23 protein-coding genes and 1 pseudogene are annotated in these 23,414 nt (G+C 65.8%); 15 read left to right on the forward strand and 9 right to left on the reverse strand.

All coding sequences use genetic code 11. From position 1 onward, the window contains the following. Positions 1-417 (forward strand): hypothetical protein (locus tag HCZ87_RS03390; RefSeq protein ID WP_167642366.1); only part of this gene is annotated, 417 nt, incomplete at its 5' end. 117 nt (positions 418-534) lie between these two features. Next, positions 535-1,905, forward strand: a complete 1,371-nt coding sequence (locus tag HCZ87_RS03395; protein ID WP_167642367.1) for a glutamate--cysteine ligase — start codon at positions 535-537, stop codon at positions 1,903-1,905. Between the two features lie 134 nt (positions 1,906-2,039). On the opposite strand, the gene plsY is transcribed toward HCZ87_RS03395, so the two are convergent. From plsY to HCZ87_RS03415, 4 genes are read right to left on the reverse strand one after another with little or no spacing between them, the layout of a single operon-like run. Continuing rightward, positions 2,040-2,648: a glycerol-3-phosphate 1-O-acyltransferase PlsY gene (gene plsY / locus HCZ87_RS03400; protein ID WP_167642368.1), complete on the reverse strand. Its 609-nt coding sequence runs from the start codon at positions 2,646-2,648 to the stop codon at positions 2,040-2,042. Beyond that, positions 2,648-3,961, reverse strand: a complete 1,314-nt coding sequence (pyrC, locus tag HCZ87_RS03405; RefSeq protein ID WP_167642369.1) for a dihydroorotase — start codon at positions 3,959-3,961, stop codon at positions 2,648-2,650. The genes plsY and pyrC overlap by 1 nt, the downstream gene beginning before the upstream one ends. 49 nt (positions 3,962-4,010) lie before the next feature. Beyond that, positions 4,011-4,568 (reverse strand): hypothetical protein, encoded by a 558-nt coding sequence (locus HCZ87_RS03410; protein WP_167642370.1) that lies wholly within the window; start codon positions 4,566-4,568, stop codon positions 4,011-4,013. A 3-nt stretch (positions 4,569-4,571) separates the two neighbouring features. Further along, a complete protein-coding gene (locus HCZ87_RS03415; protein ID WP_167642371.1) occupies positions 4,572-5,531 on the reverse strand; it encodes an aspartate carbamoyltransferase catalytic subunit in 960 nt (319 codons plus the stop codon). 174 nt (positions 5,532-5,705) lie between these two features. Here HCZ87_RS03415 and HCZ87_RS03420 point away from each other — a divergent pair, with 174 nt between their 5' ends. The 6 genes from HCZ87_RS03420 (at position 5,706) to HCZ87_RS03445 (ending at position 13,299) form a co-directional block, all read left to right on the forward strand. After that, positions 5,706-6,485, forward strand: coding sequence for a uracil-DNA glycosylase family protein (locus tag HCZ87_RS03420; RefSeq protein WP_167642372.1), 780 nt, complete (start codon positions 5,706-5,708; stop codon positions 6,483-6,485). 12 nt (positions 6,486-6,497) lie between these two features. After that, the gene (locus HCZ87_RS03425) at positions 6,498-7,097 is read left to right on the forward strand and encodes a metallophosphoesterase (RefSeq protein ID WP_167642373.1); all 600 of its coding nucleotides are present in this window, start codon (positions 6,498-6,500) and stop codon (positions 7,095-7,097) included. Beyond that, a complete protein-coding gene (locus HCZ87_RS03430) occupies positions 7,094-7,717 on the forward strand; it encodes a LysE family translocator (protein WP_167642374.1) in 624 nt (207 codons plus the stop codon). The genes HCZ87_RS03425 and HCZ87_RS03430 overlap by 4 nt, the downstream gene beginning before the upstream one ends. Positions 7,718-7,722: 5 nt before the next feature. Continuing rightward, positions 7,723-8,265: a molybdenum cofactor biosynthesis protein B gene (gene moaB / locus HCZ87_RS03435; RefSeq protein WP_167642375.1), complete on the forward strand. Its 543-nt coding sequence runs from the start codon at positions 7,723-7,725 to the stop codon at positions 8,263-8,265. A gap of 94 nt (positions 8,266-8,359) precedes the next feature. After that, a complete protein-coding gene (locus HCZ87_RS03440; protein WP_167642376.1) occupies positions 8,360-9,820 on the forward strand; it encodes an efflux RND transporter periplasmic adaptor subunit in 1,461 nt (486 codons plus the stop codon). A 65-nt stretch (positions 9,821-9,885) separates the two neighbouring features. Next, the gene (locus HCZ87_RS03445) at positions 9,886-13,299 is read left to right on the forward strand and encodes an efflux RND transporter permease subunit (protein ID WP_167642377.1); all 3,414 of its coding nucleotides are present in this window, start codon (positions 9,886-9,888) and stop codon (positions 13,297-13,299) included. Here HCZ87_RS03445 and HCZ87_RS03450 read toward each other — a convergent pair. Further along, positions 13,245-13,736 (reverse strand): NUDIX hydrolase, encoded by a 492-nt coding sequence (locus tag HCZ87_RS03450; RefSeq protein WP_167642378.1) that lies wholly within the window; start codon positions 13,734-13,736, stop codon positions 13,245-13,247. The two genes, HCZ87_RS03445 and HCZ87_RS03450, sit on opposite strands and share 55 nt — an antisense overlap. A 65-nt stretch (positions 13,737-13,801) precedes the next feature. After that, on the reverse strand, positions 13,802-14,626 hold the full coding sequence (locus HCZ87_RS03455) for a protein-disulfide reductase DsbD domain-containing protein (protein WP_167642379.1): 825 nt from the start codon (positions 14,624-14,626) through the stop codon (positions 13,802-13,804). Positions 14,627-14,804: 178 nt separating this feature from the next. Here HCZ87_RS03455 and HCZ87_RS03460 point away from each other — a divergent pair, with 178 nt between their 5' ends. Further along, on the forward strand, positions 14,805-15,359 hold the full coding sequence (locus tag HCZ87_RS03460) for a YqgE/AlgH family protein (protein ID WP_167642380.1): 555 nt from the start codon (positions 14,805-14,807) through the stop codon (positions 15,357-15,359). A gap of 173 nt (positions 15,360-15,532) precedes the next feature. On the opposite strand, the gene HCZ87_RS03465 is transcribed toward HCZ87_RS03460, so the two are convergent. Further along, a complete protein-coding gene (locus HCZ87_RS03465; RefSeq protein WP_167642381.1) occupies positions 15,533-16,486 on the reverse strand; it encodes an L-threonylcarbamoyladenylate synthase in 954 nt (317 codons plus the stop codon). 219 nt (positions 16,487-16,705) lie between these two features. On the opposite strand from HCZ87_RS03465, the gene HCZ87_RS03470 reads away from it, so the two are divergent. The 5 genes from HCZ87_RS03470 to HCZ87_RS03490 all read left to right on the forward strand — a co-directional run bounded on the left by HCZ87_RS03470 (position 16,706) and on the right by HCZ87_RS03490 (position 21,262). Further along, positions 16,706-18,418, forward strand: coding sequence for an acyl-CoA dehydrogenase (locus tag HCZ87_RS03470; RefSeq protein WP_167642382.1), 1,713 nt, complete (start codon positions 16,706-16,708; stop codon positions 18,416-18,418). Further along, positions 18,418-19,461 (forward strand): MBL fold metallo-hydrolase, encoded by a 1,044-nt coding sequence (locus HCZ87_RS03475; RefSeq protein ID WP_167642383.1) that lies wholly within the window; start codon positions 18,418-18,420, stop codon positions 19,459-19,461. Before HCZ87_RS03470 ends, HCZ87_RS03475 begins: the two co-directional genes overlap by 1 nt. A gap of 42 nt (positions 19,462-19,503) precedes the next feature. Beyond that, positions 19,504-19,965, forward strand: a complete 462-nt coding sequence (locus tag HCZ87_RS03480) for a DUF6173 family protein (protein WP_167642384.1) — start codon at positions 19,504-19,506, stop codon at positions 19,963-19,965. A gap of 478 nt (positions 19,966-20,443) precedes the next feature. Then, positions 20,444-20,578, forward strand: coding sequence for an aa3-type cytochrome c oxidase subunit IV (locus HCZ87_RS03485; protein ID WP_167642385.1), 135 nt, complete (start codon positions 20,444-20,446; stop codon positions 20,576-20,578). Between the two features lie 51 nt (positions 20,579-20,629). Then, positions 20,630-21,262: a hypothetical protein gene (locus tag HCZ87_RS03490; RefSeq protein ID WP_167642386.1), complete on the forward strand. Its 633-nt coding sequence runs from the start codon at positions 20,630-20,632 to the stop codon at positions 21,260-21,262. 51 nt (positions 21,263-21,313) lie between these two features. Here the strand turns inward: HCZ87_RS03490 and HCZ87_RS03495 are convergent. Beyond that, positions 21,314-21,655: pseudogene (locus HCZ87_RS03495) on the reverse strand (AzlD domain-containing protein); the annotation flags it as partial. After that, positions 21,652-22,386 carry an AzlC family ABC transporter permease gene (locus HCZ87_RS03500; RefSeq protein ID WP_167642387.1) on the reverse strand — a complete coding sequence of 245 codons (735 nt, stop codon included), beginning with the start codon at positions 22,384-22,386 and terminating at the stop codon, positions 21,652-21,654. The gene HCZ87_RS03500 and the pseudogene HCZ87_RS03495, both read right to left, overlap by 4 nt. A 55-nt stretch (positions 22,387-22,441) precedes the next feature. Between HCZ87_RS03500 and HCZ87_RS03505 the strand changes: the two genes are divergently transcribed. Then, positions 22,442-23,326 carry a formate dehydrogenase accessory sulfurtransferase FdhD gene (locus HCZ87_RS03505; protein ID WP_167642388.1) on the forward strand — a complete coding sequence of 295 codons (885 nt, stop codon included), beginning with the start codon at positions 22,442-22,444 and terminating at the stop codon, positions 23,324-23,326. The last annotated feature ends 88 nt before the right edge of the window (positions 23,327-23,414 follow it).

Genomic DNA, 23,414 nt, shown 5'->3' on the forward strand with positions numbered 1-23,414 from the left:
TCCTATGCGGTTGCGGGCTGGGCCTGCGTCTGTCTGTCGGTGGTGCTGGCGGTGGTCGCGGCGCAGCGCATGCGGTTTCGGCTTGGGTCCGGCGGGCCGGGGGTGGTGCAGGTCACCGAAGGGCAGATCAGCTATTTCGGCCCGCTCACCGGTGGCGTCGTGGCGCGATCTGAAATCGAGATGGTGCGGCTGGATCACACCGCGCGCCCCTCGCATTGGGTGCTCGAACAACCCGGCCAGGCGCCCCTGGCGATCCCGGTGACGGCCAGCGGTGCCGATGCGCTGTTTGATGTGTTTTCCAGCCTGCCGGGATTGAAAACAGAACGTATGTTAAGTGAACTACATCATAAAGGCCCGCATCAGGTCGTGATATGGCAGCGAACACCGGAGCCGCGAGGCCTGCATCGCTTGCATTGACACCGCTTGCATTGACACGGGCGGCATTTCGCAGCACCAGTTGAAACCCGGGCCCTGGGCCCTTTGTCAGAAATGCGTCGCCCGCCACCGGCGGCGACCACCAAAGGGGGCCTCCTCATGTCCATTCCCCAGTCCGGCGGCGGACCGATCGAAAGCCATGCACAGCTGGCGGAATATCTGGCGTCCGGCTGCAAGCCGAGCGCCGATTGGCGCATTGGCACTGAGCACGAGAAATTCGGCTACTGCAAGGACACGCTGAAACCGCTGCCCTATGAGGGCACGCGTTCGATTCTGGCGGTGCTGGAGGGGCTGCGGGATCGTCACGGCTGGGATCCGGTCACGGAGGGTGGCAAGCTCATCGGCCTGACCAAGGGCATGGGCAATGTCAGCCTGGAGCCCGGCGGCGCGCTGGAGCTTTCGGGCGCACCACTGGAGACCATCCACGAGACCTGCGACGAGGTGAACACCCACCTGCGCGAGGTGAAGGACATCGCCGACGAGATCGGCGTGGGCTTCATCGGTCTTGGTGCCGCGCCGATCTGGCAGCACGAGGAAATGCCGCTGATGCCCAAGGGGCGCTATCAGCTGATGAACGACTATATGGAGCGCGTCGGCACCATGGGCCGCTCGATGATGCGCCGTACCTGCACCGTGCAGGTGAACCTCGATTTCGCCTCCGAGGTCGATATGGTGCAAAAGCTGCGCGTCGCGCTGGCCTTGCAGCCGGTGGCCACGGCGCTGTTTGCCAATTCGCCCTTCTTTGAGGGTAAACCCAACGGCATGAAATCCTGGCGCAGCCATATCTGGCGGCACCTGGATGATGCGCGCACCGGCATGCTGCCGTTTGTGTTTGAAGATGGCATGGGCTTTGAGCGCTACGCGGAATATGCGCTGGATGTGCCGATGTATTTTGTCTACCGCGACGGAAAATACATCAACGCGCTGGGCCAGTCTTTCCGCGATTTCCTCAAGGGCGAGCTGCCCGCGCTGCCGGGTGAAATGCCGACCCTCAGCGATTGGGCCGATCACCTGACCACCGCCTTTCCCGAGGCGCGGATCAAGAAATACATGGAGATGCGCGGTGCTGATGGCGGCCCCTGGCGGCGTCTGTGCGCGCTGCCGGCCTTCTGGGTCGGCTTGATGTATGATCAATCCAGCCTCGATGCGGCCTGGGATCTGGTCAAGGATTGGGATGCGGAGACCCGCGAAAACCTGCGCGTCGAGGCGGCGGTTGCGGGGCTTCAGGCCGAGGTCGGCGGCATTCGGATGCATGAGCTGGCAAAAGAGGTGCTGGAGATCGCCGAAAGCGGGCTGAAGGCGCGGGCCCGTCCCGGCGCGGGCGGGTTGATCCCGGATGAGACCCATTTCCTCAATGCGCTGAAGGAAAGCGTGGAAAGCGGCAAGGTGCCCGCCGACGAGCTTTTGGAGCGCTACCACGGCGACTGGAATGGGGATCTGACCCGGATCTATGGCGATTACAGCTACTGATCAGACGGGATGAGAGAATGTGAAAAGGGGGCGCCGCTGGGACGCCCCTTTTTCTTGCCACTGTTGGTCTTGGCGGCGTCTGACAGGGGGGCGCCCCTGGCAGGCCGGGCAGGCGCGGGCCGCGCCGCTGCGGGTTACTTCTGGCCGATCCTGAGCTCGGTCCCGGCGCGCAGGCGGGCGATGTTTTCCTTGTGCCGCCACAGGATCATCAGGGCCAGCACAAGCGCCAGCAGCACCGCGCCGGGATAGCCCAGCAGGAGGCACCAGATGGGCGCGCTCACCGCAGCCCCCAGCGCCCCCATCGAGGAAATCCGGCTGACCAGCGCCGCAACAAGCCAGCTCAGGCAGCAGGCGATGCCAACCGGCCAGGCCAGCGTCAGCAATAGCCCGAGAAAGGTCGCGACCCCTTTGCCGCCGCGAAACCCCAGCCAGACCGGGTAGCAATGGCCGGCAAAGGCGCAAAGCGCGGCCAGTTGCGCCGCATCCTCACCCGCCATGGACCGCGCCAGCAACACCGCCACCGCGCCCTTGCCCCCGTCCAACAGAAGCGTCGCGGCGGCAGCGCCCTTGCTGCCGGTGCGCAAGACATTGGTGGTGCCGATATTGCCGGAGCCGATCTCGCGCAGGTTGCCAAGCCCCAGCGCGCGGGTGATCAGCATGCCAAAGGGGATCGAGCCGAGAAGATAGCCGATCCCGGCCCAGATCAGCAGCAGGGGCATAGATGTTTCAATTGCTGGCCACATCAGACATCCCTCCGGTAGATGGCATCGCCCGCCACATAGGTGGCCAGCACCCGGCCCTGCATGCGCTGGGTGTCAAAGGGGGTGTTCTTGGATTTCGAGCGCAGCGCAAAGCGATCCATCACATAGGGCACATCCGGGTCAAACAGCACCAGATCCGCCGGCGCGCCTGCGCTGAGCCGACCCGAGGCCAGCCCCAGCCGCCGCGCGGGATTGAGCGCCATGGCGCGGAACAGGGTGGGCAGGTCCAGAAGCTCGGCATGATAGAGCCGAAGCGCCGCTGGCAGCAATGTCTCCAGCGCGACGGCTCCGGCGGCGGCTTCCTCAAAGGGCAGGCGCTTGCTTTCCTCGTCCTGCGGCGTATGCATCGAGGAAATGATGTCGATCAAGCCACTGCCGACGGCTTCGACCACCGCCAGCCGGTCATCCTCGGAGCGCAGCGGCGGCTTGACCTTGAAGAAGGTGCGATAGTCGGCGACGTCGAGTTCGTTCAGGGTCAGATGGTGGATCGAGGTCCCGGCGGTGATGTCCAGCCCGTTGGCCTTGGCGCGTTCCAGCGCGGGCAGGGCGCGGGCGGTGGTGATCTGATCGGCGTGATAGGCGGCGCCGGTCATCTCCAGCAGCGCGATATCGCGGTCCAGCCCCATGCGCTCCGCCATGGGCGAGACCGCAGGCAGGCCGCGCAGGGCGGCGAATTTACCCGAGGTCGCAGCCGCCCCCGCCGAAAGCCCCGGCTCCTGCGGATGGGCGATGACCAGCGCGCCGCAGCTGCGCGCATAGGTCAGCGCGCGCGAAAACACCTTGGTGTCGCCAACCACATGATCGCAATCGGTAAAGGCCACGGCGCCGGCATCCATCATCAGGCCGATCTCGACCATCTCGCGCCCCTCGCGCCCCTTGGTGAGCGCGGCCATGGGCAACACATTGACCGGCGCATCGACCTGGGCGCGGCGGGTGACGAATTCCAGCGTTTCGGGGCTGTCGATCGCCGGGCTGGTGTCGGGGCGGGTGACAATGGTGGTGACCCCACCCGCCGCCGCGGCCAGCCCGGCGGATTTATAGCTTTCCTTGTGGCGCTCGCCGGGCTCGCAGACCTTGACGCCGATATCGACGATGCCGGGCGCAAGGCATTTGCCTCGGCAATCCAGCACCTCGATCTCGTCCGCGCGCAGATCATGCGCCGCCAGAAGGGCGGCGCCGCTGGCATCGCTGGTGTCGCAGGCCAGGATCTCGCCGCCCTGAACCAGCAGCGCGCCGGGGGCGTCGGTGCCCGCCTCCGGGTCGATCAGGCGGGCGTTTTTGAACAGCGTCGTCATCGGGCCGGGTCCTTTGTCTTGGTCAGTTGGGGCAGCGGGCGGGGGGCGCTCATGTGGCAATCACCCAGATCAGCAGGCAGAGCAGCAGCATCACCGCCGCAAACAGGGTCGCGCCAATGCGCCGCGCCCTGTTGCGGGCGGCGCGGGGGGAGCGGTCAAAACTCGGCTGCGCGGCGGCGCTGGGGATGAGTCCCTGCGCGCTCCAGTCGGTCTTGATCTCGCCCAGTCGCGCGACCAGATGCAGGCTCTGCGCCGGGACCAATCGCACGTCCGAATGCTGCAAGGTGGCATCAAAGGCGCGGGCGCGCAGGATCAGCACCCAGCCGGAAATCCCGTCCAGCGCCATGCCCTGGGCCGAGAGGTCATCCTCGCTGACGCCCAGACCGTCGTGCAGATAGCCCAGAAGCCCCAGCTCTTCGAGGTCGGAGACCGGAAAGATCTCCACCTGTTCCATATCGGGCTGAAGGCCCTGCGTCTCCAGCCCCAGAACCTGCGCCAGCGCGCCCGGCTCGTCGCGCAGGAACCTGGCCTGCTCGGGGGGCATGTCGAGGGCAAAGACCAGCACCTGATCGCGTGCACCCCGGGGAAGCTCGATCACCGCTGTCATCGCTCAGCCCGCCGCCTCGGCCCGGGCATTGCGCAGGTTGCGCGCCAGAAGATCCATTGCCGCCATGCGTACCGCAACGCCCATCTCTACCTGCTCCTGGATGACCGAGCGTTTGATATCATCGGCGATCTGACCGTCGATCTCCACGCCGCGGTTCATCGGGCCGGGGTGCATCACGATGGCGTCGGGCTTGGCCAGCGCCAGCTTTTCCGCGTCCAGCCCGTAGCGGTAGAAATATTCCCGCTCGGAGGGGATGAAACCACCGTCCATCCGTTCCTTTTGCAGGCGCAGCATCATCACCACATCGACGTCTTTCAGCCCTTCGCGCATGTCGTCATAGATTTCGGCGCCGAACTCAGCAAATTGCTGCGGCACCAGGGTCGGCGGGCCGATCAGGCGAATGCGGTTTTCCATCTTGCCAAGCAGGATCAGGTTCGAGCGCGCCACCCGCGAATGGGCAATGTCGCCGCAGATCGCGATATTCAGCCGATGCAGCCGCCCCTTGGTGCGCCGGATCGTCAGCGCATCCAGCAGCGCCTGCGTCGGGTGTTCGTGGCGGCCATCGCCGGCGTTCAGCACCGCGCAATTGACCTTCTGCGACAACAGATCCACCGCGCCGGAATGCGGATGGCGCACCACCAGCAGGTCGGGGTGCATCGCGTTTAGCGTCATCGCGGTGTCGATCAGGGTTTCGCCCTTTTTGATCGAGGAGGCCTGCATCGCCATGTTCATCACATCCGCGCCGAGCCGTTTCCCGGCCAGCTCGAAACTGGCCTGGGTGCGGGTGGAGTTTTCAAAGAACATGTTGATCTGGGTGAGCCCGGCCAGCGCTTCGGAGTGTTTTTCCGTCTGCCGGTTCAACGCCACGTAGTCATCCGCCAGATCCAGGATCGCTGTGATCTCATGCGGGCGAAGCGGCTCGATCCCGAGAAGGTGGCGCTGGTCGAAAGAGGGGGGCTGCATGGGCGAACTCCGCGCTGTTTCGGCCCTTATAGGAGGGCCGCGCCTATGGGGCAAGCGGTGGGGCGGCCCGCAGCGGTTGTGTTTGGGGCGGCGGCGGAATTTGGATATTTGGGAAAAGATGAAAGCGCCGAATGGGGCGTTTTCCTTTGTCCGGGAGAGGGCTAGGTTAGCCCCATGGAATCGGAACTGGATTATTGGAGCGCCAAGGCGCTGTTGGAGTGGCAGGTGGAGCTTGGCGCCACCGAGGCGCTGCTTGACGCGCCCGTGGATCGCTACGCGCTGGAAGACCAAAAGCCTAAGGCGGCCGCGCGCGCCGCGACTGGCACGGAGGCGCCGCCCGCGCCGGTCAAACCCAAAGAGGTGGATCCGGTGGCCGAGGCGACCAAGGCGGCCAGATCCGCGGATGCGCTGCCGTCGCTGCGCGCCGCGATGGAACAGTTCGAACATTGCGATCTCAAACGTGGCGCCCGCAATCTGGTGTTCTCGGACGGGCAGGCCGGGGCGCGGGTGATGATCATCGGCGAAGCGCCGGGCCGCGAGGAGGATTTGCAGGGCAAACCCTTTGTGGGCCGGGCCGGGCAGCTTCTGGACAAGATGCTTGCCGCCATTGACCTGAGCCGCGAGCAGAACGTCTATATCACCAATGTGCTGCCCTGGCGGCCACCGCAGAACCGCGACCCGCTGCCCGCCGAGATCGCCATGCTGGTGCCTTTCCTTGAGCGCCATGTGGCGCTGGCGCAGCCGGATGTGCTTGTTTTGATGGGTAATATCTCCTGTCAGGCGGTGCTGGGCAAACGCGGCATCACCCGGCTGCGGGGCCAGTGGGCAGAGGCCTGGGGCAAGCCGGTGATCCCGATGTTCCACCCGGCCTATCTCTTGCGGCAGGCACATGCCAAACGGCAGGCCTGGGCGGATCTTCTGGAGCTGAAGGCGCGATTGAGCGCGCTGAACTAGGGAGAGGCTGACATGAAAATCATGGCGTTTTCCGACCTGCATCTGGCCGAGGATCTGGCCGCCGATCTGGTGGCCGCCAGCGGCGCGGCGGATCTGATCATTGGCGCCGGGGATTTCTGCAATATGCGCAAGGGGCTGGCGCGGGCGATGGAGATGCTGGCGGGGCTCAGCGCCCCCACCGTGGTGGTTCCGGGAAATGCCGAAAGCGCCGAGGAACTGCGCAGCTGCGCGCTGCCCTCTATGACCGTGCTGCACGGGCAGGCGGCCGAGGTCGGGGGGCTGCGCCTCTTCGGGCTGGGCGGCGGCATCCCGCAGACCCCCTTTGGCGCCTGGTCTTATGATCTCTCGGAAGAAGACGCGGCGCGGGAACTGGCCGGGATGGAGGGGGCCGACATACTGATCACCCATTCCCCGCCCAGGGGCGCGGGCGATGTGACCTCTGCGGGGCTGTCGATTGGCTCGAAAAGCATTCGCGACGCCATCAGCCAGGTGCAGCCGAAACTCGCGGTCTATGGTCATGTGCATGACTGCTGGGGCTATCGCGGCCAGATCGGCGCGACCTCTTGCGCCAACCTTGGCCCCCGGCCCAATTGGTTCGAGGTCGCCGCATGATCAGCCTGACCACCCTTGCCGCCTTTGTTCCCGCCGCGCTGGCGCTCAATATCACCCCCGGGGCGGATATGATGTTCTGCCTCGGTCAGGGCTTGCGCTCCGGTCCGCGCCCGGCCGTCGCCGCCAGCCTTGGCGTTGCGCTTGGCGGCATGGTGCATGTGGCGCTGGCGGGGCTTGGGGTGGCGGCCGTGGTGGCGACGCAACCGGCGCTGTTTGACGCGATCCGCTGGCTCGGCGTGGGCTATCTGCTCTATCTGGCCTGGGGGGCGATCATGCGCCCCGGTGGCGCGCAGGCGCCGGGCCAGCTGGTGCCCGCCGCGCGCGCCTTTCGGGCCGGTTTGATGGTCAATCTGACCAACCCCAAGGTGATTCTCTTTGTGCTCGCCTTTGTGCCGCAGTTTGTCCGCCCCGAGGCGGGATCGGTGCTGGGGCAGTTTCTGGTCTTTGGCGCCATCATCGGGCTTGGCGGCGTGCTGGTGAATGGTGGCGTTGGTATCTTTGCCGGTCGCGCCCGCCGCCTGTTTGCCGGAGAGGGCCGCGCCGCGCGCTGGATGAGCCGTATCACCGGTGGAATTTTTGCCGGCCTCGCGCTGAGGCTTGCGCTTATGGAAAGGGCCTGACAGCCATGTCCCGCATCGACGACAGCAAAGCGTTTATCCCGGTTCGCATCGCCATCCTCACCGTCTCTGACAGTCGCGACCTGGCGCAGGACCGCTCCGGTCAGCTGCTGGTGCATCGGCTTCAGGCGGCGGGTCACACGCTCGCTGACCGCATGATCCTGCGCGATGAGCGCGCCGAAATCGCCGCCCAGCTGCGCGCCTGGATCGCGGATCCCGACATCGACGTGGTGATTTCCACCGGCGGCACCGGGCTGACCGGGCGCGATGTCACGGTGGAGGCGCATCGCGATGTCTACGAGAAGGAAATCGACGCCTTTGGCACCGTCTTTACCATCGTGTCGATGCAGAAAATCGGCACCTCGGCAGTGCAGTCGCGGGCCACTGGCGGGGTGGCCGGGGGCACATATCTCTTTGCGCTGCCCGGCAGCCCGGGGGCCTGCAAGGATGCCTGGGACGAGATTTTGCAAAAACAGCTCGATTATCGCCATCTGCCCTGCAATTTCGTGGAAATAATGCCCAGACTTGACGAACATTTGCGACGGAAGTGATCCGACGGCACGTATAAGCGTATAATGGGTATGGGCGTGGTACACTGCCCGCAGCCAGGGCAGCTTCATGTGGCGCCCGATGAAAGGGATTTGGATGCGATTTCTGCGTCATAGCGTGATTGGGCTGTTCTTGCTCGGGCTGTCGGCGGCGCTGGTGCTTTATGCGGCGCAGCTGATCAGCTCCGCCATTCAGGCCAGCCTCTCTGAGGAGCACCGGGCGCCGCCCGCGCGAGAGCGGGTTTTTGCGGTCAATGTGGTGACGGCAGTGCTGGGCGAAGAACACCCCGAACTGGTCGGCTTTGGCCATGTGGAAAGCCGCCGCACGCTGGAGCTCCGCGCGGCGGTGTCGGGCCGTGTGGTCCGGCTGGCCGAAGGGTTTCAGGATGGTGGGCGGGTGCAGGCGGGCGACACGCTGGTCGAGATCGACACAGCCGATGCCCAGGCCACGCGGGACCGCGCCGATGCGGATATGATGGATGCCAAGGCCGAGAGCCGCGATGCGGCGCGGGCGCTGGATCTGGCCCGCGACGAGCTGAAAACGGCGCAGATGCAGGCCGATCTGCAAGAGCGCGCCTATCAGCGGCAGGTGGATCTGAAAACCCGCGGTGTCGGCACCGATGCGGCGGTCGAAGCCGCCGAGCTCACCGCCACCCAGGCGCGTCAGGCGGTGCTGACCCGGCGTCAGGCCGTCAGCCAGGCCGAGGCGCGGGTGGATCAGGCGCGCACCTTGGTGGCACGGGCGCAGATCGCACTGGACGAGGCGCAGCGCGATCTGAACGACACCAGCATCACCGCGCCCTTTACCGGCACGCTGCAATCGGTCTCGCTGGTGGAGGGGCGTCTGGTGGCGGGCAATGAAATCCTGGCGGAGCTGGTGGACCCGGATCAGCTGGAGGTCGCCTTTCGCATCTCCACCACCCAATACGCCCGGCTGCTGGACGACAGCGGGCGGCTGATCCCGGCGCCGGTCACCGTGCGGCTGGATGCGGCGGGGGCGGGGATCAGCGCGCCCGGCACCCTGGCGCGGGCCAGCGGCGCGGTTGGCGACGGCCAGTCGGGCCGTTTGATCTATGCCCGAATGGAGCGCACCGCCGGCTTCAAGCCCGGCGATTTTGTCACCGTGACCGTGCGCGAACCCGCGATTGCCGGTCTGGCCCGCCTGCCGGCCTCGGCCATGGATGCGCGCCAGACGGTGCTGGTTCTGGGCGAGGACAACCGGCTGGAGGAATTGCCGGTCGAGCTGGTACGCCGACAGGGCGATGATATCCTCGTGCGCGGGGCGGGGCTTGACGGGGCCCGGGTTGTCACCGGGCGCACGCCGCTGCTGGGCGCCGGGATCAAGGTGCGCCCGCTCACCAATGGCGCTGAGGCCGCCGTCACCGAGGATGCAGAGCTGATCGAGCTCAGCGCGGAGCGACGGCAGCGCCTGGTGGCGATGGTCACAGGCAACGACCAGATGCCAAAATCCGCCAAGGCCCGCGTTCTGGCGCAGCTGGAACAGCCCCGGGTTCCGGCCGCGCTGGTCTTGCAGATCGAAGAGAATAAGGGCGGCTGAGCCCGCCCATACGCCCCCTTTCCCCCATGCCCCCTCGCCCCAAGCGGCGACAACAGGTGACCCAGATGGCAGAGCACTCGACGGAAAAGGCCCATGGCATCCTGAGCTATTTCACCCGTCACCGCACGGCTGCAAATCTCGTGCTGATGCTGCTGTTGATCTGCGGCGCGGCGGCGATTCCCAATATGCGGGCGCAGTTCTTTCCCGATGTGATCGTCGAGACCGTGCGGGTCTCGGTCACCTGGGAAGGCGCCGGGCCAGAGGATGTGGACAGCGCCATCGTGCAGGTGCTGGAACCGGCGCTTCTGGCGGTGGATGGCGTCGAGGATACCGAATCCTCCTCGCGCGAGGGCGGCGCGCAGATCAGCATCGACTTTGAGCCCGGCACCGATATGGCGCGGGCCACGGATGATGTGCAAAACGCGGTGGACACGGTCACCACCCTGCCCGAAGAGGCCGAGGAGCCGGAGGTGGAGCGTGCGGTCTGGCGGGACCGGGTCACCGATATCGTCATCACCGGCCCGGTCGGGGCGCAGCAGCTGGGCCTTCTGGCGGACGAGCTGATCCTGCGGCTGTTTCAGGCCGGGGTGACCCGCACCACGATCCGCGGCCTTGCCGCGCCGCGCACCATCATCGAGGTCCCCTCAAGCCAGCTCATCGCCCATGACATCACCATGGCCGAGATCGCCAGCGTCATCGCCGCCGAGGTAGACATCAACCCGGCGGGCGAGGTCGAGGGCGCCAATGCCCGGGTGCGCACCGGCACCCAGAAACGCAGCCCCGACGAGCTGCAAGCGGTGGTGCTGCGCTCCGAGGCGGATGGCTCGACGCTGACCATCGGCGATGTGGCGAAGATTCGCGTCGAGGGCGTGGACCGCCAGCGCAGCTATTTCGTCGGCGACAACCGCGCCATGTCGGTGCGGGTGGACCGCTCGGATCAGGGCGATGCGATTCGGATCCAGCATCAGGTGCAGGAGGTGGTGGACGAGATGAACCTCTCGCTGCCGCAGGGGGTGAAGATCTCGCTCATCCGCACCCGCGCCGAGGCGATCACCGGGCGGCTCGATATCCTTGTGGACAACGGGCTGATGGGGCTGGCGCTGGTGGTGGTGCTTCTGTTCCTCTTCCTCAATGCGCGCATCGCCTTCTGGGTGGCGGCGGGCATTCCGGCCTCGATGTTTGCCGCCATTGCGCTGATGTATATGGGCGGGCTGACGATCAATATGATCTCGCTCTTTGGCCTGATCATCACCCTCGGGATTGTGGTGGATGACGCCATCGTGGTGGGCGAGCACGCGGATTTTCGCGCCCGCCGCCTGGGCGAGGACCCGGTCACCGCCTCGGAACGGGCCGCCCGGCGCATGGCGATGCCGGTCTTTGCCGCGACGCTGACGACCATCATCGCCTTCTTTGGCCTCACCATCATCGGCGGGCGCTTTGGCGAGCTGATCGCGGATATCCCCTATACGGTGATCGCGGTTCTGGGGGCGAGCCTGGTGGAATGTTTCCTGATCCTGCCCAACCACATGGCGCATGCGCTGACCCACAGCAAGGAAGAGCATTGGTATGACGCGCCCAGCCGTGTGGTGAACCGGGGCTTTCGCTGGGGCCGCGATCACCTGTTCCGGCCGCTGATGGCGGGGGTGGTGCGGGCGCGCTATGTGGTGGTCGCCGGGGCCTTTGTGATCCTGGCGAGCCAGATGGCGCTGTTCATCCGGGGCGATGTCACCTGGCGGTTCTTCAACGCGCCGGAGCGGGCGTCGATCTCGGGCAATTTCGCCATGGTGGAGGGCGCCAGCCGCGCCGATACCTTGCAGCAGATGCGCGAATTCCAGCGCGCGGTGGAGGAACTCGGCGCCGAGTATGAGGCGCGCTATGGCCGCAACCCGGTTGATTTCGTCATGGCCGAGGTCGGCGGCAACACCGGCCGCGGTCTGGCCGGAACCGACACCAAGGACAGCGATCTTCTGGGCGGCCTCGCGATCGAGCTGATCGACGCCGACCTGCGCCCCTATTCCAGCTTTGCCTTTGTCGGAGAGCTGCAAAAGCGGCTGGTGCAATTGCCCCTGACCGAGGTGGTCTCCTTCCGCAGCTGGCGTTCCGGCCCCGGCGGTGACGCGCTGGACGTGCAGTTTTATGGCGCCGATGTCTCCACGCTCAAAGCCGCCGCCGAGGATCTGAAGACCGCCGTGGCGCGCTACCCGGAGGTCTCGGCGGTGGAGGATACCCTCGCCTATGACAAGGAAGAGCTGGTGCTCGATCTGACCCCGCAGGGCCAGGCGCTGAACTTTACCATCGACGGGCTGGGCCGCGCCCTGCGCCAGCGCCTGAACGGGATCGAGGCCGCCACCTACCCGGACGGGCCGCGCTCGGCGCAGATCCGGGTGGAGCTGCCCAAGGGCGAGCTGACGGCGGATTTCCTGGAACGCACCCGGATGCGCGCACCCTCCGGCATTTACGTGCCGCTGGCCGATATCGTCACCGTCAGCCAGCGCACCGGCTTTTCCACCGTGCGGCGGGAAAACGGCGTCCGGCTGATCTCCGTCACCGGCGATATCTCCGAGGACGACCCGGTTCAGGCCGAGGCCATCATGGAAGCGCTGCAAACAGAGATCCTGCCCAAGATCGCCGAGGAACGGCAGGTGGAATTCCGCCTCGCCGGGCTGAGCGAGCAGGAGGATGAATTCCTCAGCGATGCGGGCAACGGGCTGGTGCTCTGTCTGGCCGGAATCTATCTGGTGCTCTGCTGGATCTTCTCCAGCTGGACGCGGCCTCTGGTGGTGATGGCGATCATTCCCTTTGGTCTGGTGGGCACCATCTGGGGCCACCACCTGTGGGATCTGCCGATGAGCATGTTCACGGTTGTGGGGCTTCTGGGCATGACCGGGATCATCATCAATGACAGCATCGTTCTGGTCTCAACCATCGACGATTACGCAAAGGAGCGCGGGCTGATCCCCTCGATCATCGACGGCGCGGCGGACCGCTTGCGGCCGGTGATGCTGACGACGCTGACCACGGTGCTGGGCCTCGCGCCCCTGATGTACGAGACCTCGCAGCAGGCGCAATTCCTGAAACCGACGGTGATCACGCTGGTCTACGGGCTGGGCTTTGGCATGTTCCTCGTGCTTCTGGTGGTTCCCGCCCTGCTGGCGATTCAGGCGGATATCGCGCGCCCGATCCAATCGGTGAAACGCGCGTTGCAGACCGGGCAACACCGGGGCGCGCGCGGCTTGCGGGCCTTGATGGGGCTGAGCGTGCTGGCACAGCTGGGCTGGCTGGCGGTGACCTTGGGCCAGACCATGATCACCGGCGCGTTGAACGGACTGTTTCTGCGGGCGCTGCCCGGGCTGGCCGATATGGCCCCGATGAAAGCAGCGCTGCTGCTCTGCCTCTCTGGCCTGGCGGTGCTGGCGCTTGTGACCTATGTGATCGGCGCGCTGGGCGGCATACGCGGGCTGTCGCGCCAGCGGGTCTGAGCCACCCGCGCCAGCTCTGCCACCCGGTCCAGCAGCTCAAGCCCGAGATGCTCCATCTCCGCCACCGACACCCAGCGGGCCTCCAGCGCATCATCATCGGGCACCGGCTGGCCAGAGACATGATGGCAGAGCGTCGCGACCAGGAAATACTGCGCCCCGACACTGCCATCCGCATTGCGCGGGATCACATCCAGCGTCATCAGCTGGGCACCCGGTTCCGCCACCACGCCGGTTTCCTCCTGCAATTCCCGCGCGGCGGCCTCGGCGGCGGTTTCGCCCAGCTCCACATGACCGCCGGGAAAGCCCCAGGTGCCGGCATTGGGCGGGTTCTTCCGCTTGACCAGGATGACGCTGTCAGCGCCGTCGATCTCGGCGCAGACAACCGCCAAAGCCCCCAGAACGGGGCGGCGGGGCAATAGGGGGGTGTCAGTGCTCATAAGCGCGGCGGGCCTTTGGGTCAGGGCAGTCGGCAGCGGTGCGGGCAGCGCGCATGTTGCAGGTCTCAGCCCGCCGTGCAGCCCCGGATATCCACCGCATGCGATGTGCCCAGCACCGTAAAGCGCAGCGCCGAGCGGTCAACCGTCAATGGCCCCTCGCCGGTGGGCAGCAGCTCCGCTTCGGCAATCAGATCCCGCCCCTCGCGCCAGGATTTGGTCTCCCCCGCCATCATCCGCAGCCCGTCGCCCTCGATCACCGCGACTTCCGTCGCCCCGGCAGAGGGCATGGCGATGCGGGCCGAAACCTTCATGCCATAGGCGGTGGGCGAGAGCCGACAGGTGACGCCGCGCACCTTGGCCTCCGCCGCCGAATAGGGCCGCGACGCCAGCGCGGCGCTGATCAGCGGATTGCGGGCAGCGTCCAGATCGGCCCGATGATCAAACCGCAGCGCCGAAGGGATGCAGATATCCTTGCACAGGCCCAGCTCCATCTCGCCCTTCAGGCGGATTGGCGCGCCTCGGGTGCGGGGGGTGATTTCGATCGGCAGGATCAATTCGTCATGATAGCCAATGGTGCGAAACCCCGAGGTCTGGAACACTTCGGGCGTTGGCCAGATGATGCGCAGATCCGCCACATTGCGCGATCCGCGCCAGTCAAACCGTGGCGGAATACCGGCATCCCCCGGCGCGCGCCAATAGGTCTTCCAGCCCGGCTCCAGCCGCAGATGCAAGGCACCAAGATAGCGCCCGTCACTGCTGGGCCCGCCGTCCAGCACCTCGATGCGGGCGACATGATCCAGACCCCCGGCCTGAACCGGGGCGGCAGCAGCCACAAGGGCCGCGATCAACAGCGTGAGAGAGCTCAGCAAAGGGCGCAACAAGGATGTCATGGCTCCTGCTATCGCCAGATCGGGCGATAAAGCCAAGTCACATCCCGGAGAGACGCCGCGATTGTCACCCAAACGTGACAATCGCGGTGTCTCTCCCTCTTGCGTGGCGGGGTTGCAACCGCGCGCCTGCCGCGTCATGCTGATCCCAAGGGCCACGCGCCGCAACAGAGGCAGCTATATGGAACTGACAGGCAAGTTGCTGATCGCAATGCCGGGAATCGGGGACCCCCGCTTCGACAATTCGGTGGTTTTTCTGTGTTCGCACGGCGACGAAGGGGCGATGGGCTTGATCATCAACAAGCTCGCCCCCGGGGTGCTGCTCCGGACATTGTTCGACCAGCTCGACATCAAGACCAAACCCAAGGCAGGCCGGGTGCCGGTCCATTTCGGCGGGCCGGTGGAAACCCAGCGCGGCTTTGTGCTGCATTCCGATGACTATGTCTCCAGCGTGAATTCCCTGGCGGTGAAGCCGGGATTTTCCATGACGGCGACGCTGGATGTCCTCGAAGACATCGCCGAAGGGCGCGGCCCCGAGCAATTCCTGGTGATGCTGGGCTATGCCGGCTGGGGCGCCGGGCAGCTGGAAGAGGAAATCGCCCAGAACGGCTGGCTGACCGCCGACGCCGAGCCAGAGACGATCTTTTCCAACCCGGCAGAGGAGCAATGGGAGGCGGCGCTGGCCAGCCTTGGCGTGACGCCGCTGAACCTCTCCATGGATGCCGGTCGCGCCTGAGGCCGCCGGGGCGGGGGCTCTCCCGCCCGTCGCAACCTGCATCAAGATGCAGGCGCTCCCGTTGGGCCCGGCGCCGCTGGCGCGGCGCAGAGTGGCTCCGATATTCATCTTTTTCCAAATATCCCGGAGCGCGAGGCAGAGCCTCGCATCCTCCCCGTGCCGCAATCGGGCGTCTAGCGGGGAGCCGCCGCGCGCCGCAGCCGGTCGTTGATGGCAACCCCAAGACCCCGCTCCGGCACCGGCGCCACGGCGATAGGCTGGCCCTGCGCGTCCAGCCGGTGCAGGTGACCAAAGAGATTGGCGGCGGCCTCTGCCAGATCGCCGGTTTCCGACAGGTTCAGATCATAGCTGCCAGGGCCGAACCCCAGCGAAAGCTCGCCCGGCGCGAAACTCCCTGCGTTCAGCCGAACGCTGGCGCGGGGCGCGTAATGAGACAGCAGCTGCCCGGGCGCGGAGAGCGGATCGGCAGCGTCGCGCAGCGCCAGCGGCTGGCCCAGCACCGCCTCGATCTCCTCCGCCGCCAGGCCGCCGGGGCGCAGCAGCATCGGCGCCTCGCCGGCCAGACCGAGGATGGTGGACTCCACCCCGACACCGCAGGGACCATCGTCCAGAATGGCCGCGATCCTGCCGCCAAGGCCTGCCTCCACATGCGCGGCGGTGGTGGGGCTGATCCGGCCCGAGGGGTTGGCCGAGGGCGCCGCGACCGGGCCGCCAAACGCGGCCAGCAGATCCCGGGCGCAGGCCTTGGCCGGAACCCGGACCGCCAGCGTGCTCAGCCCCGCCGTCACCAGCGGCGACACGCCATGACCCGCGCGCAGGGGCAGCACCAGCGTCAGCGGCCCGGGCCAGAAGGCGGCTGCCAGTGTCTCGGCCCAGGCGTTCCACTCCACCAGCGCCTGCGCCGCGCTCACATCGGCCACATGGGCGATCAGCGGGTTGAAACTGGGCCGCCCCTTGCTGGCATAAATCGCCGCCACCGCCGTGCCATTGCGGGCATCGGCGCCAAGCCCATAGACCGTCTCGGTCGGAAAGGCGACGAGCGCGCCCGCGCGCAGCAGCGCAGCCGCGCGGGCCAAACCCTCGGGCGAAGGCGTCAGCAATTCCGTTTCATGATGGGTCTCTGTCATAGCGCGGCCTTGGGGCGTCTGAACGGGGTGGCCGTACCGTCACTTGCCCCGGTGACGCGGCGTTTTGATTGCACGGATACGGCAGCTGTTTACGAAAATAGCCAAAGCACAGTAAATACCCGAGTGTGGTGGCAATGCCAAGCGACCGCGTTGCCGCCTCCGGTGCCCCGCCGCCCCTGTCTTGATCAGACGCCCGCAGACCAGAAAGAGGCCCCGCCCATGAGCTTTCGTGCGCCCGCATCCGACCACCAGTTCCTGTTGGAACAGATCCTCAACTTTGACCAGATCAGCGCCACCGAAAAATTCGCAGAGGCTGACGCCGATGTGATGGCGGCGATCCTGTCGGAGGCCGGCAAGATGTGCGACGAGGTGCTGGCGCCCCTGCAACGCAATGGCGATCTGCACCCGGCGCATCTGGAAAACGGCGTGCTGCGGACCTCGCCCGGGTTTGGCGAGGGCTACAAGGCGATCGCGACCGGTGGCTGGATCGGCATGAGCGCCGCGCCCGAGTTTGGTGGCATGGGGCTGCCGATGGCGCTGACCACCGCAGTGAACGAGATGATGGCGGGGGCCTGCCTTGCCCTGCAACTGGCACCGCTGATGAGCCAGGGCCAGATCGAGGCGCTGGAGCATCACGCCTCTGACGCGCTGAAACAGCTCTACCTGCCCAAGCTGATTTCCGGCGAATGGGCCGGCACCATGAACCTGACCGAACCGCAGGCGGGATCGGACGTCGGCGCGCTCAGCTCCCGGGCCGAGCCCAATGGCGATGGCACTTATGCGGTCTCCGGGCAGAAGATCTACATCTCCTGGGGCGATAATGATTTCACCGAGAACGTCTGCCATCTGGTGCTGGCGCGGCTGCCCGACGGGGTGGCGGGCACCAAGGGGATCTCGCTGTTTCTGGTGCCGAAATACCTGCCGGATGAAAACGGCAACCCGGGCAAGGCCAATGATCTGAGCGTGGTCAGCCTGGAGCACAAGATGGGGCTGCATGGTTCGCCCACCTGCGTGATGCAATATGACGGGGCCACCGGCTGGCTGGTGGGAAAGGAACACGGCGGCATGGCGGCCATGTTCACCATGATGAACAACGCCCGGCTTGGCGTCGGCGGTCAGGGCATCGGCGCGGCCGAGGGGGCCTATCAACATGCGCTGGCCTATGCGCTGGAGCGCAAGCAGGGCCGCACCCCGGTGGCGGATGGCAGTGGCACCATCGTCGACCACGCCGATGTGCGCCGCATGCTGATGGAGATGAAGGCCGATGTCTTTGCCGCCCGGGCGATCATGCTGGCCTGTGCCAGCGCCATCGACATGGGCAGCGCCACGGGCGAGGCGGAGTGGAAGAGCCGCGCCGCGTTCCTGACCCCGATCTCCAAGGCCTTCGGCACCGAGACCGGCATCCGCGTCGCCGAACAGGGCGTGCAGGTGCATGGCGGCATGGGCTTCATCGAGGAAACCGGTGCGGCGCAATTCTACCGTGATGTGCGGGTCACCGCGATCTATGAGGGCACCAATGGCATTCAGGCCATGGACCTGGTGGGGCGCAAGATGATGGATGGCGGCGAAATGGCCAACCGCCTGATCGACGAGATCGAGGAACAGGCCGAGCGCGCCCGCCCGACTCATCCTAATATGGCCGAAGCGGTCTGGCAGGCCTGCGAGACCCTGCGCGAGACCACCGACTGGCTGGTCGAGGCAGAGATGCAGGACCGTTTTGCTGGCGCTGTGCCCTATCTGATGGCCTTTGCCCGGGTTCTGGGCGGGCACTACCACCTCGCCGCGGCGCTGGCCGACCGGGGGGGCGCGCGCGAGAAACTGGCGCGGTTCTATATCAAGCGGATGCTGCCCCAGCACGCGGGTTATCTGACCCATGCGCGCGAAGGCGCTGCCGGGGCCTTTGCGCTGACGGTTGAAGAGTTGGCAAGCTGATGGTCTCTGTCGCTGACGTCGCACCGCGCACCCCCTGGGAAGAGCCGCCCGCCATGGGCGAGGCCATCGAGGTGGCCGAGGGCGTCCTCTGGATGCGCCTGCCGCTGCCGATGAAGCTCGACCACGTCAATGTCTATGCGCTGGACGAGGGCGACAGCTGGACGGTGATCGACACGGGGATGTCGTCGAACAAGACCCGCCGGATCTGGGCCGAGCTGATGGCGGGCCCCCTGGCGGGCAAACCCGTGGGCCGTGTGGTGGTGACCCATCACCACCCGGACCATATCGGCAATGCGGGCTGGTTTCAGTCCGAACATGGCGCCGAGCTTGTGACCACCCGCACCGCCTGGCTGTTTGCCCGCATGCTGACGCTGGATGTGCAGGAGGAATGGCCCGAGGAAACCCTGGCCTATTATCGCAGCGCGGGCATGGATCCCGCGATCTATGCCGCGCGCAAGGCCGACCGGCCGTTCAATTTTGCAGATACCGTCTATCCGATGCCGCTGGGCTTCACCCGGATCCAGCAGGGCGATGTGCTGCGCATGGGCGGGCGCGAATGGGATGTGCATATGGGCAACGGCCACGCGCCGGAACATGCAACCTTCTGGAGCCGCGACGATCATCTGGTGCTGACCGGCGATCAGGTGCTCTCCTCGATCAGCCCCAACATCGGTGTCTACGCGACCGAACCGGAGGCGGATCCGCTGGCGGAATGGCTGGAGGCCTGCGAGCGTCTGGCGGCGCTGGCGCGTCCCGACCATCTGGCGCTGGGCGGCCACAAGCTGCCCTTTACCCGGCTGCCCCTGCGCATGCGCCAGCTCATCGACAATCATCACGGCGCGCTGGAGCGGCTGCTCGATCACCTGGAGACCCCCAAAAGCGCGGCGGAGTGTTTCGGGCTGCTGTTCAAGCGCCAGATCGGAGCCGGGGAATACGGGCTGGCGCTGGTGGAAGCGGTGGCCCATGTCAATCACCTCTACCGCACCGGCCAGGTCACGCGCGAGCGCCGCGCGGATGAGGCCTGGGTTTACCGCCGCGCCTGAGGCTGCCACTCTGTCCGCAGAGCTCAGCCCGAGGATTTGCCCATGGACAACAAGATCGCAACCAGCGCCGAGGTGGCAGAGGCCGCCGCGCTGCCCTGTCATCGCGAGGTACACAGCGACCCCAATGCGCCCGAAGCGCTGCGGGACGTGCCGGAACCGATGCAAAAGGTGCCCACCGCAGAACAGAAAAGCCCGGCGCGCTGGGCCTATGAGCGGCTGATCCTCTATATCCAGAACTTTGAAAAGACGCTGGACGGCGAGCACGAGGTTGCGATGGGCTTTGCCGGGGGCGATGCCGGTGTGCTGCGGATCGAGGGCATGGGCTATTTCGACCCCGATATCGTGACCTTCTACGGAAGCGATTCGGCGGGCGCGCGGACGCAACTGGTGCAGCACGTGAGCCAGCTCAATGTGATTCTGCGCGCGATGACAAAGCCCAAACCGGAGGAGCCGGCCAAGCGGATCGGTTTTCGCCTTGTTGCGGAGCTGGAAGATCAGGCGTGACCCTGTTCTGCGCGCCGCTTCCAACTAGCGGCGCGACACAAGAGAGCCCGGCTGGAGGGATTGCGCTTTGCTTTGCAAATCGCCGGGGGCAGGGGCGGCGCCTTCGGCGCCGCCCCTGCCGGGCCCAACGCTTTTGCGGGAGGCTTTGCCTCATGCACAAAGGGTCGGGAGCGCCCCGGTTTCTGTTTCACCCCGCCGGTGAGGCATGTGTTGAACGGGGTGAATTCCGGGGTCAGGCAGGCAATCGGGTCGCCGATATAGGTCAGTGATGCTGACCTGATGTTTCGCGTACGAAACAATGGGTCAGGCCTGTTGATACAATTTATGCGCGTTGCCAGGGGGGCGGGCGCTGATATCCTGGGGTCGCTGCAACAGTGCCCTTCGGGATGGCAGAACTGAGGCGATAGAGGTGGTGACAGCGGTTTAGAAATCCAGTATCACCGCCTGCAAGTGAAAAGACGCGAACAGGACCATTCAAATGGCTGAACACAAGCACGGCACCATGGATACCTCCGTTCAGGAGCAAACCTTCAACAGCTTCATGACTTTTGTCTCCCGCTTCTGCATCTTCCTGGTGTGTTTCGGGATCTTCCTGGCGGTATTTGCCAGCTAAGCCGAGACCTATTGCAGTTCTGACAGACGAAATTGCGCGGAGCGTTTACTGATGCGGACCCCGATCCTTATTCTTGCGCTCTGCGCGGCACTTGCGGGCTGTGCACAAAAGCCTGACCGGCCGGATGCCTCGCCCGAGGCGGCAGCGCAGGCGGCCTATCGGGACCCGGCGCATCCCTCGATGACGCTGATCACCGTGGTCAACAACCGCAGCGGCGCGGGCGCCCATACGGCGCTGATGGTCAATGCCTCCGAGCAGGTGATCTTTGACCCGGCGGGGTCCTTCTATGCCGATATCGTGCCGGAGCGCGAGGATGTGCTCTATGGCATCACCCCGCGGCTCTATCAGGCCTATCGCGGCGCCCATGCGCGGGAAACCTTCCATGTGGTATCGCAAAAGGTCGACCTGACGCCGGAGCAGGCGCAGGCGGCCTATCAGCTGGTCACCACCAACGGCCGCGTGCCGGGGGCGTTTTGCGCCAATGCCACCTCGAATATCCTGAGCCGGATCCCGGGGTTTGAGCAGATCAAGGTGACCTACTACCCGGTGAAGCTGCAAGAGCAGTTCGCGCAGATCCCGGGGGTGGAAACCGACACCTATTATGAAAATGACAGCGACGATCTGAAGGCCGGACTGGCCCAGACCAACGCCAAGCTGAACGCCGCCGCCGGAACCGGTAACTGACGCAGGATGAACGGGTCCTGAGCCTAGGTGAGGCGGGCGGCGTAAGCGCCATCCCAGAAAATACATCAGCGCCCAAAGGCTTGTGGCGCCGCTGACCATGGCGATCAGCACGTTTCTGGTCAGCACTGCCACGGCCAGGGTCAGGGCGGCGGCAGAAAAATGGATCAGGCTCGGCGCGCCGTCAGTGGGCGCGGGCCAGACCACCAGCGGCGCGACCAGCGCCGGGATGATCGCCACCGCCGTATAGCGCAGATGCCGCATCAGCCAGTCGGGCATGGCGCGGTTGCCGACCAGCCCGATAAAGGCAAAGCGCAGCGCAAAGCTCCCGATCGCCAGCCCGGCAATCACGATCCACAGGGTTGTGCGGTCAAAGGCCATGGCGGTCTCGCTCATTCCGGCGCCTCCGGTGAGATTTCTTGCTGGCGCTGTGCAAACCAAAGCTCCGCCTGTGCGCCGGCCATCATGCCCGCCAGTCCGGCCACGATCAGCCCCAGATTATAGGGCAGGAAGGCGGCAGGCAGTGCCACTGCGCAGGCGGTGAAACAGGCGACCACATGGGCCGGGGTGCGCAGCATCGGGCCGATCATCGCCAGAAAGGCAATCGGCAGCACGAAGTCGAGCCCGAGATTATCCGGCACTGCCGCCCCCACCCAGGCGCCGGTCAGCGTCGCGGCCATCCAGGCCGGGGCGACCAGCCCGTTGGTGCCAAAGAAATAGGCCATCCGCTCGCGGGTGCCCCAGTCGCGGCGACGCTCAAATTCGATCATCGAGAGCGCATAGGCCTGATCCACCGTCAGATAGGCGGCGCAGGCGCGCTGCCACAGGGGCGCATCGCCGAGGTAAGGCGTCAGCGAGGCGGAATACATCGCCACCCGCAGGTTCACGGCCAGGGCGGAAATCAGCACGATCAGTGTCGGCGTGTGTTCCTGCATCAGCTGCAAGGCGGTGAACTGCGCCGATCCGGCAAAGACCGCCAGCGAGAAGGACATCGCCTCTCCGACGCGCAGGCCGGCCTCTGCCGCGAGCACCCCGAAGAGCAACCCAAAGGGGCCCGAGACCAAAACAAAGGGGGCGCTGTCGCGCAGGCCTTTCCAAAAGGCGGATTTCGTGGTGGAGATTGCCATGCCCGGCCCTTAAGTTAACAGGTGTATGGCTACGCGTCTTGGAGGAGCTTGGCAATTGGCGAAATTGGATCCAATGTCGGAAAACTACGTAATTGCTCCTGATCCGGGCAATTCCCGGCTGACCCGTGTGGTGCGCGGCACCGACCACCTGGGGCAAGCCACCGAGATTTCGGTGGTCGAGGAACGCCCGCTGACCATCTACCTCAATCGTCAGGAGATCGTCACGGCGATGACCATTGGCGATTACCCGGAATATCTGGCGCTGGGGTTTCTGAAAAATCAGGGCATGCTGTCGGAAACTGATGTGGTGACCCGCGTTGATTACGACGAGGAGGTGGAGACCGTGGTGGTGCGCACCGAGGTCGAGACCTCGCATGAGGAAAAGCTGCAAAAGAAGACCCGCACCTCGGGCTGCGCGGTGGGCACGGTGTTTGGCGATATGATGGCCGGGCTGGAGGGGGTTACGCTGCCGCCGGTCGAGGTAAAGACCTCCTGGCTCTATGCGCTGTCCGCTACGATAAACCGCACACCCTCGCTCTATCTGGAGGCCGGAGCGATCCATGGCACGGTGCTGTGTCATCAGGATCGCCCGCTGGTCTATATGGAGGATGTGGGCCGCCACAACGCGGTGGACAAGATCGCGGGCTGGATGCTGTCGGAGGGCGTCGAGGCGGCAGATAAGATCCTTTATACCACCGGGCGGCTGACCTCGGAGATGGTGATCAAGACTGCGATAATGGGCATTCCGGTGCTGGTCTCGCGCTCGGGCTTTACCGCCTGGGGGGTGGAGATCGCACAGGAGATCGGCCTCACCCTGATTGGCCGGATGCGCGGGCAGCGGTTTGTCTGCCTTGCGGGCGAAGAACGCCTGCTGCGTGACATGGACCCCGGCGCGGTGCCAATGGAAGAGAAGAAACATCGCCGAAAGAGCGCAGAATGAGCCGCCCGGGGCAGGGGCGCGCCTCGGGGCCATCGAGGCCCGCTCGGCGCGCGGCGCGGCGATGCCGCTTGGGCGCAAGTGGAAAGGA

This window comes from Phaeobacter sp. HF9A, from assembly GCF_011806385.1.
Lineage (GTDB): Bacteria > Pseudomonadota > Alphaproteobacteria > Rhodobacterales > Rhodobacteraceae > Epibacterium.

Excerpts from the sequence above, each read along its gene's own strand:
- HCZ87_RS03460 (WP_167642380.1), top strand. The coding sequence starts at position 14,805 with ATGGAACTGACAGGCAAGTTGCTGATCGCAATGCCGGGAATCGGGGAC.
- HCZ87_RS03445 (WP_167642377.1), top strand. The coding sequence starts at position 9,886 with ATGGCAGAGCACTCGACGGAAAAGGCCCATGGCATCCTGAGCTATTTC.
- HCZ87_RS03425 (WP_167642373.1), top strand. The coding sequence starts at position 6,498 with ATGAAAATCATGGCGTTTTCCGACCTGCATCTGGCCGAGGATCTGGCC.
- HCZ87_RS03490 (WP_167642386.1), top strand. The coding sequence starts at position 20,630 with ATGCGGACCCCGATCCTTATTCTTGCGCTCTGCGCGGCACTTGCGGGC.
- HCZ87_RS03410 (WP_167642370.1), bottom strand. The coding sequence starts at position 4,568 with ATGACAGCGGTGATCGAGCTTCCCCGGGGTGCACGCGATCAGGTGCTG.
- HCZ87_RS03480 (WP_167642384.1), top strand. The coding sequence starts at position 19,504 with ATGGACAACAAGATCGCAACCAGCGCCGAGGTGGCAGAGGCCGCCGCG.
- plsY (WP_167642368.1), bottom strand. The coding sequence starts at position 2,648 with ATGTGGCCAGCAATTGAAACATCTATGCCCCTGCTGCTGATCTGGGCC.
- HCZ87_RS03440 (WP_167642376.1), top strand. The coding sequence starts at position 8,360 with ATGCGATTTCTGCGTCATAGCGTGATTGGGCTGTTCTTGCTCGGGCTG.
- HCZ87_RS03465 (WP_167642381.1), bottom strand. The coding sequence starts at position 16,486 with ATGACAGAGACCCATCATGAAACGGAATTGCTGACGCCTTCGCCCGAG.
- HCZ87_RS03455 (WP_167642379.1), bottom strand. The coding sequence starts at position 14,626 with ATGACATCCTTGTTGCGCCCTTTGCTGAGCTCTCTCACGCTGTTGATC.
- HCZ87_RS03475 (WP_167642383.1), top strand. The coding sequence starts at position 18,418 with ATGGTCTCTGTCGCTGACGTCGCACCGCGCACCCCCTGGGAAGAGCCG.
- HCZ87_RS03470 (WP_167642382.1), top strand. The coding sequence starts at position 16,706 with ATGAGCTTTCGTGCGCCCGCATCCGACCACCAGTTCCTGTTGGAACAG.
- HCZ87_RS03420 (WP_167642372.1), top strand. The coding sequence starts at position 5,706 with ATGGAATCGGAACTGGATTATTGGAGCGCCAAGGCGCTGTTGGAGTGG.
- HCZ87_RS03430 (WP_167642374.1), top strand. The coding sequence starts at position 7,094 with ATGATCAGCCTGACCACCCTTGCCGCCTTTGTTCCCGCCGCGCTGGCG.
- HCZ87_RS03500 (WP_167642387.1), bottom strand. The coding sequence starts at position 22,386 with ATGGCAATCTCCACCACGAAATCCGCCTTTTGGAAAGGCCTGCGCGAC.
- HCZ87_RS03485 (WP_167642385.1), top strand. The coding sequence starts at position 20,444 with ATGGCTGAACACAAGCACGGCACCATGGATACCTCCGTTCAGGAGCAA.
- HCZ87_RS03415 (WP_167642371.1), bottom strand. The coding sequence starts at position 5,531 with ATGCAGCCCCCCTCTTTCGACCAGCGCCACCTTCTCGGGATCGAGCCG.
- moaB (WP_167642375.1), top strand. The coding sequence starts at position 7,723 with ATGTCCCGCATCGACGACAGCAAAGCGTTTATCCCGGTTCGCATCGCC.
- HCZ87_RS03395 (WP_167642367.1), top strand. The coding sequence starts at position 535 with ATGTCCATTCCCCAGTCCGGCGGCGGACCGATCGAAAGCCATGCACAG.
- pyrC (WP_167642369.1), bottom strand. The coding sequence starts at position 3,961 with ATGACGACGCTGTTCAAAAACGCCCGCCTGATCGACCCGGAGGCGGGC.
- HCZ87_RS03450 (WP_167642378.1), bottom strand. The coding sequence starts at position 13,736 with ATGAGCACTGACACCCCCCTATTGCCCCGCCGCCCCGTTCTGGGGGCT.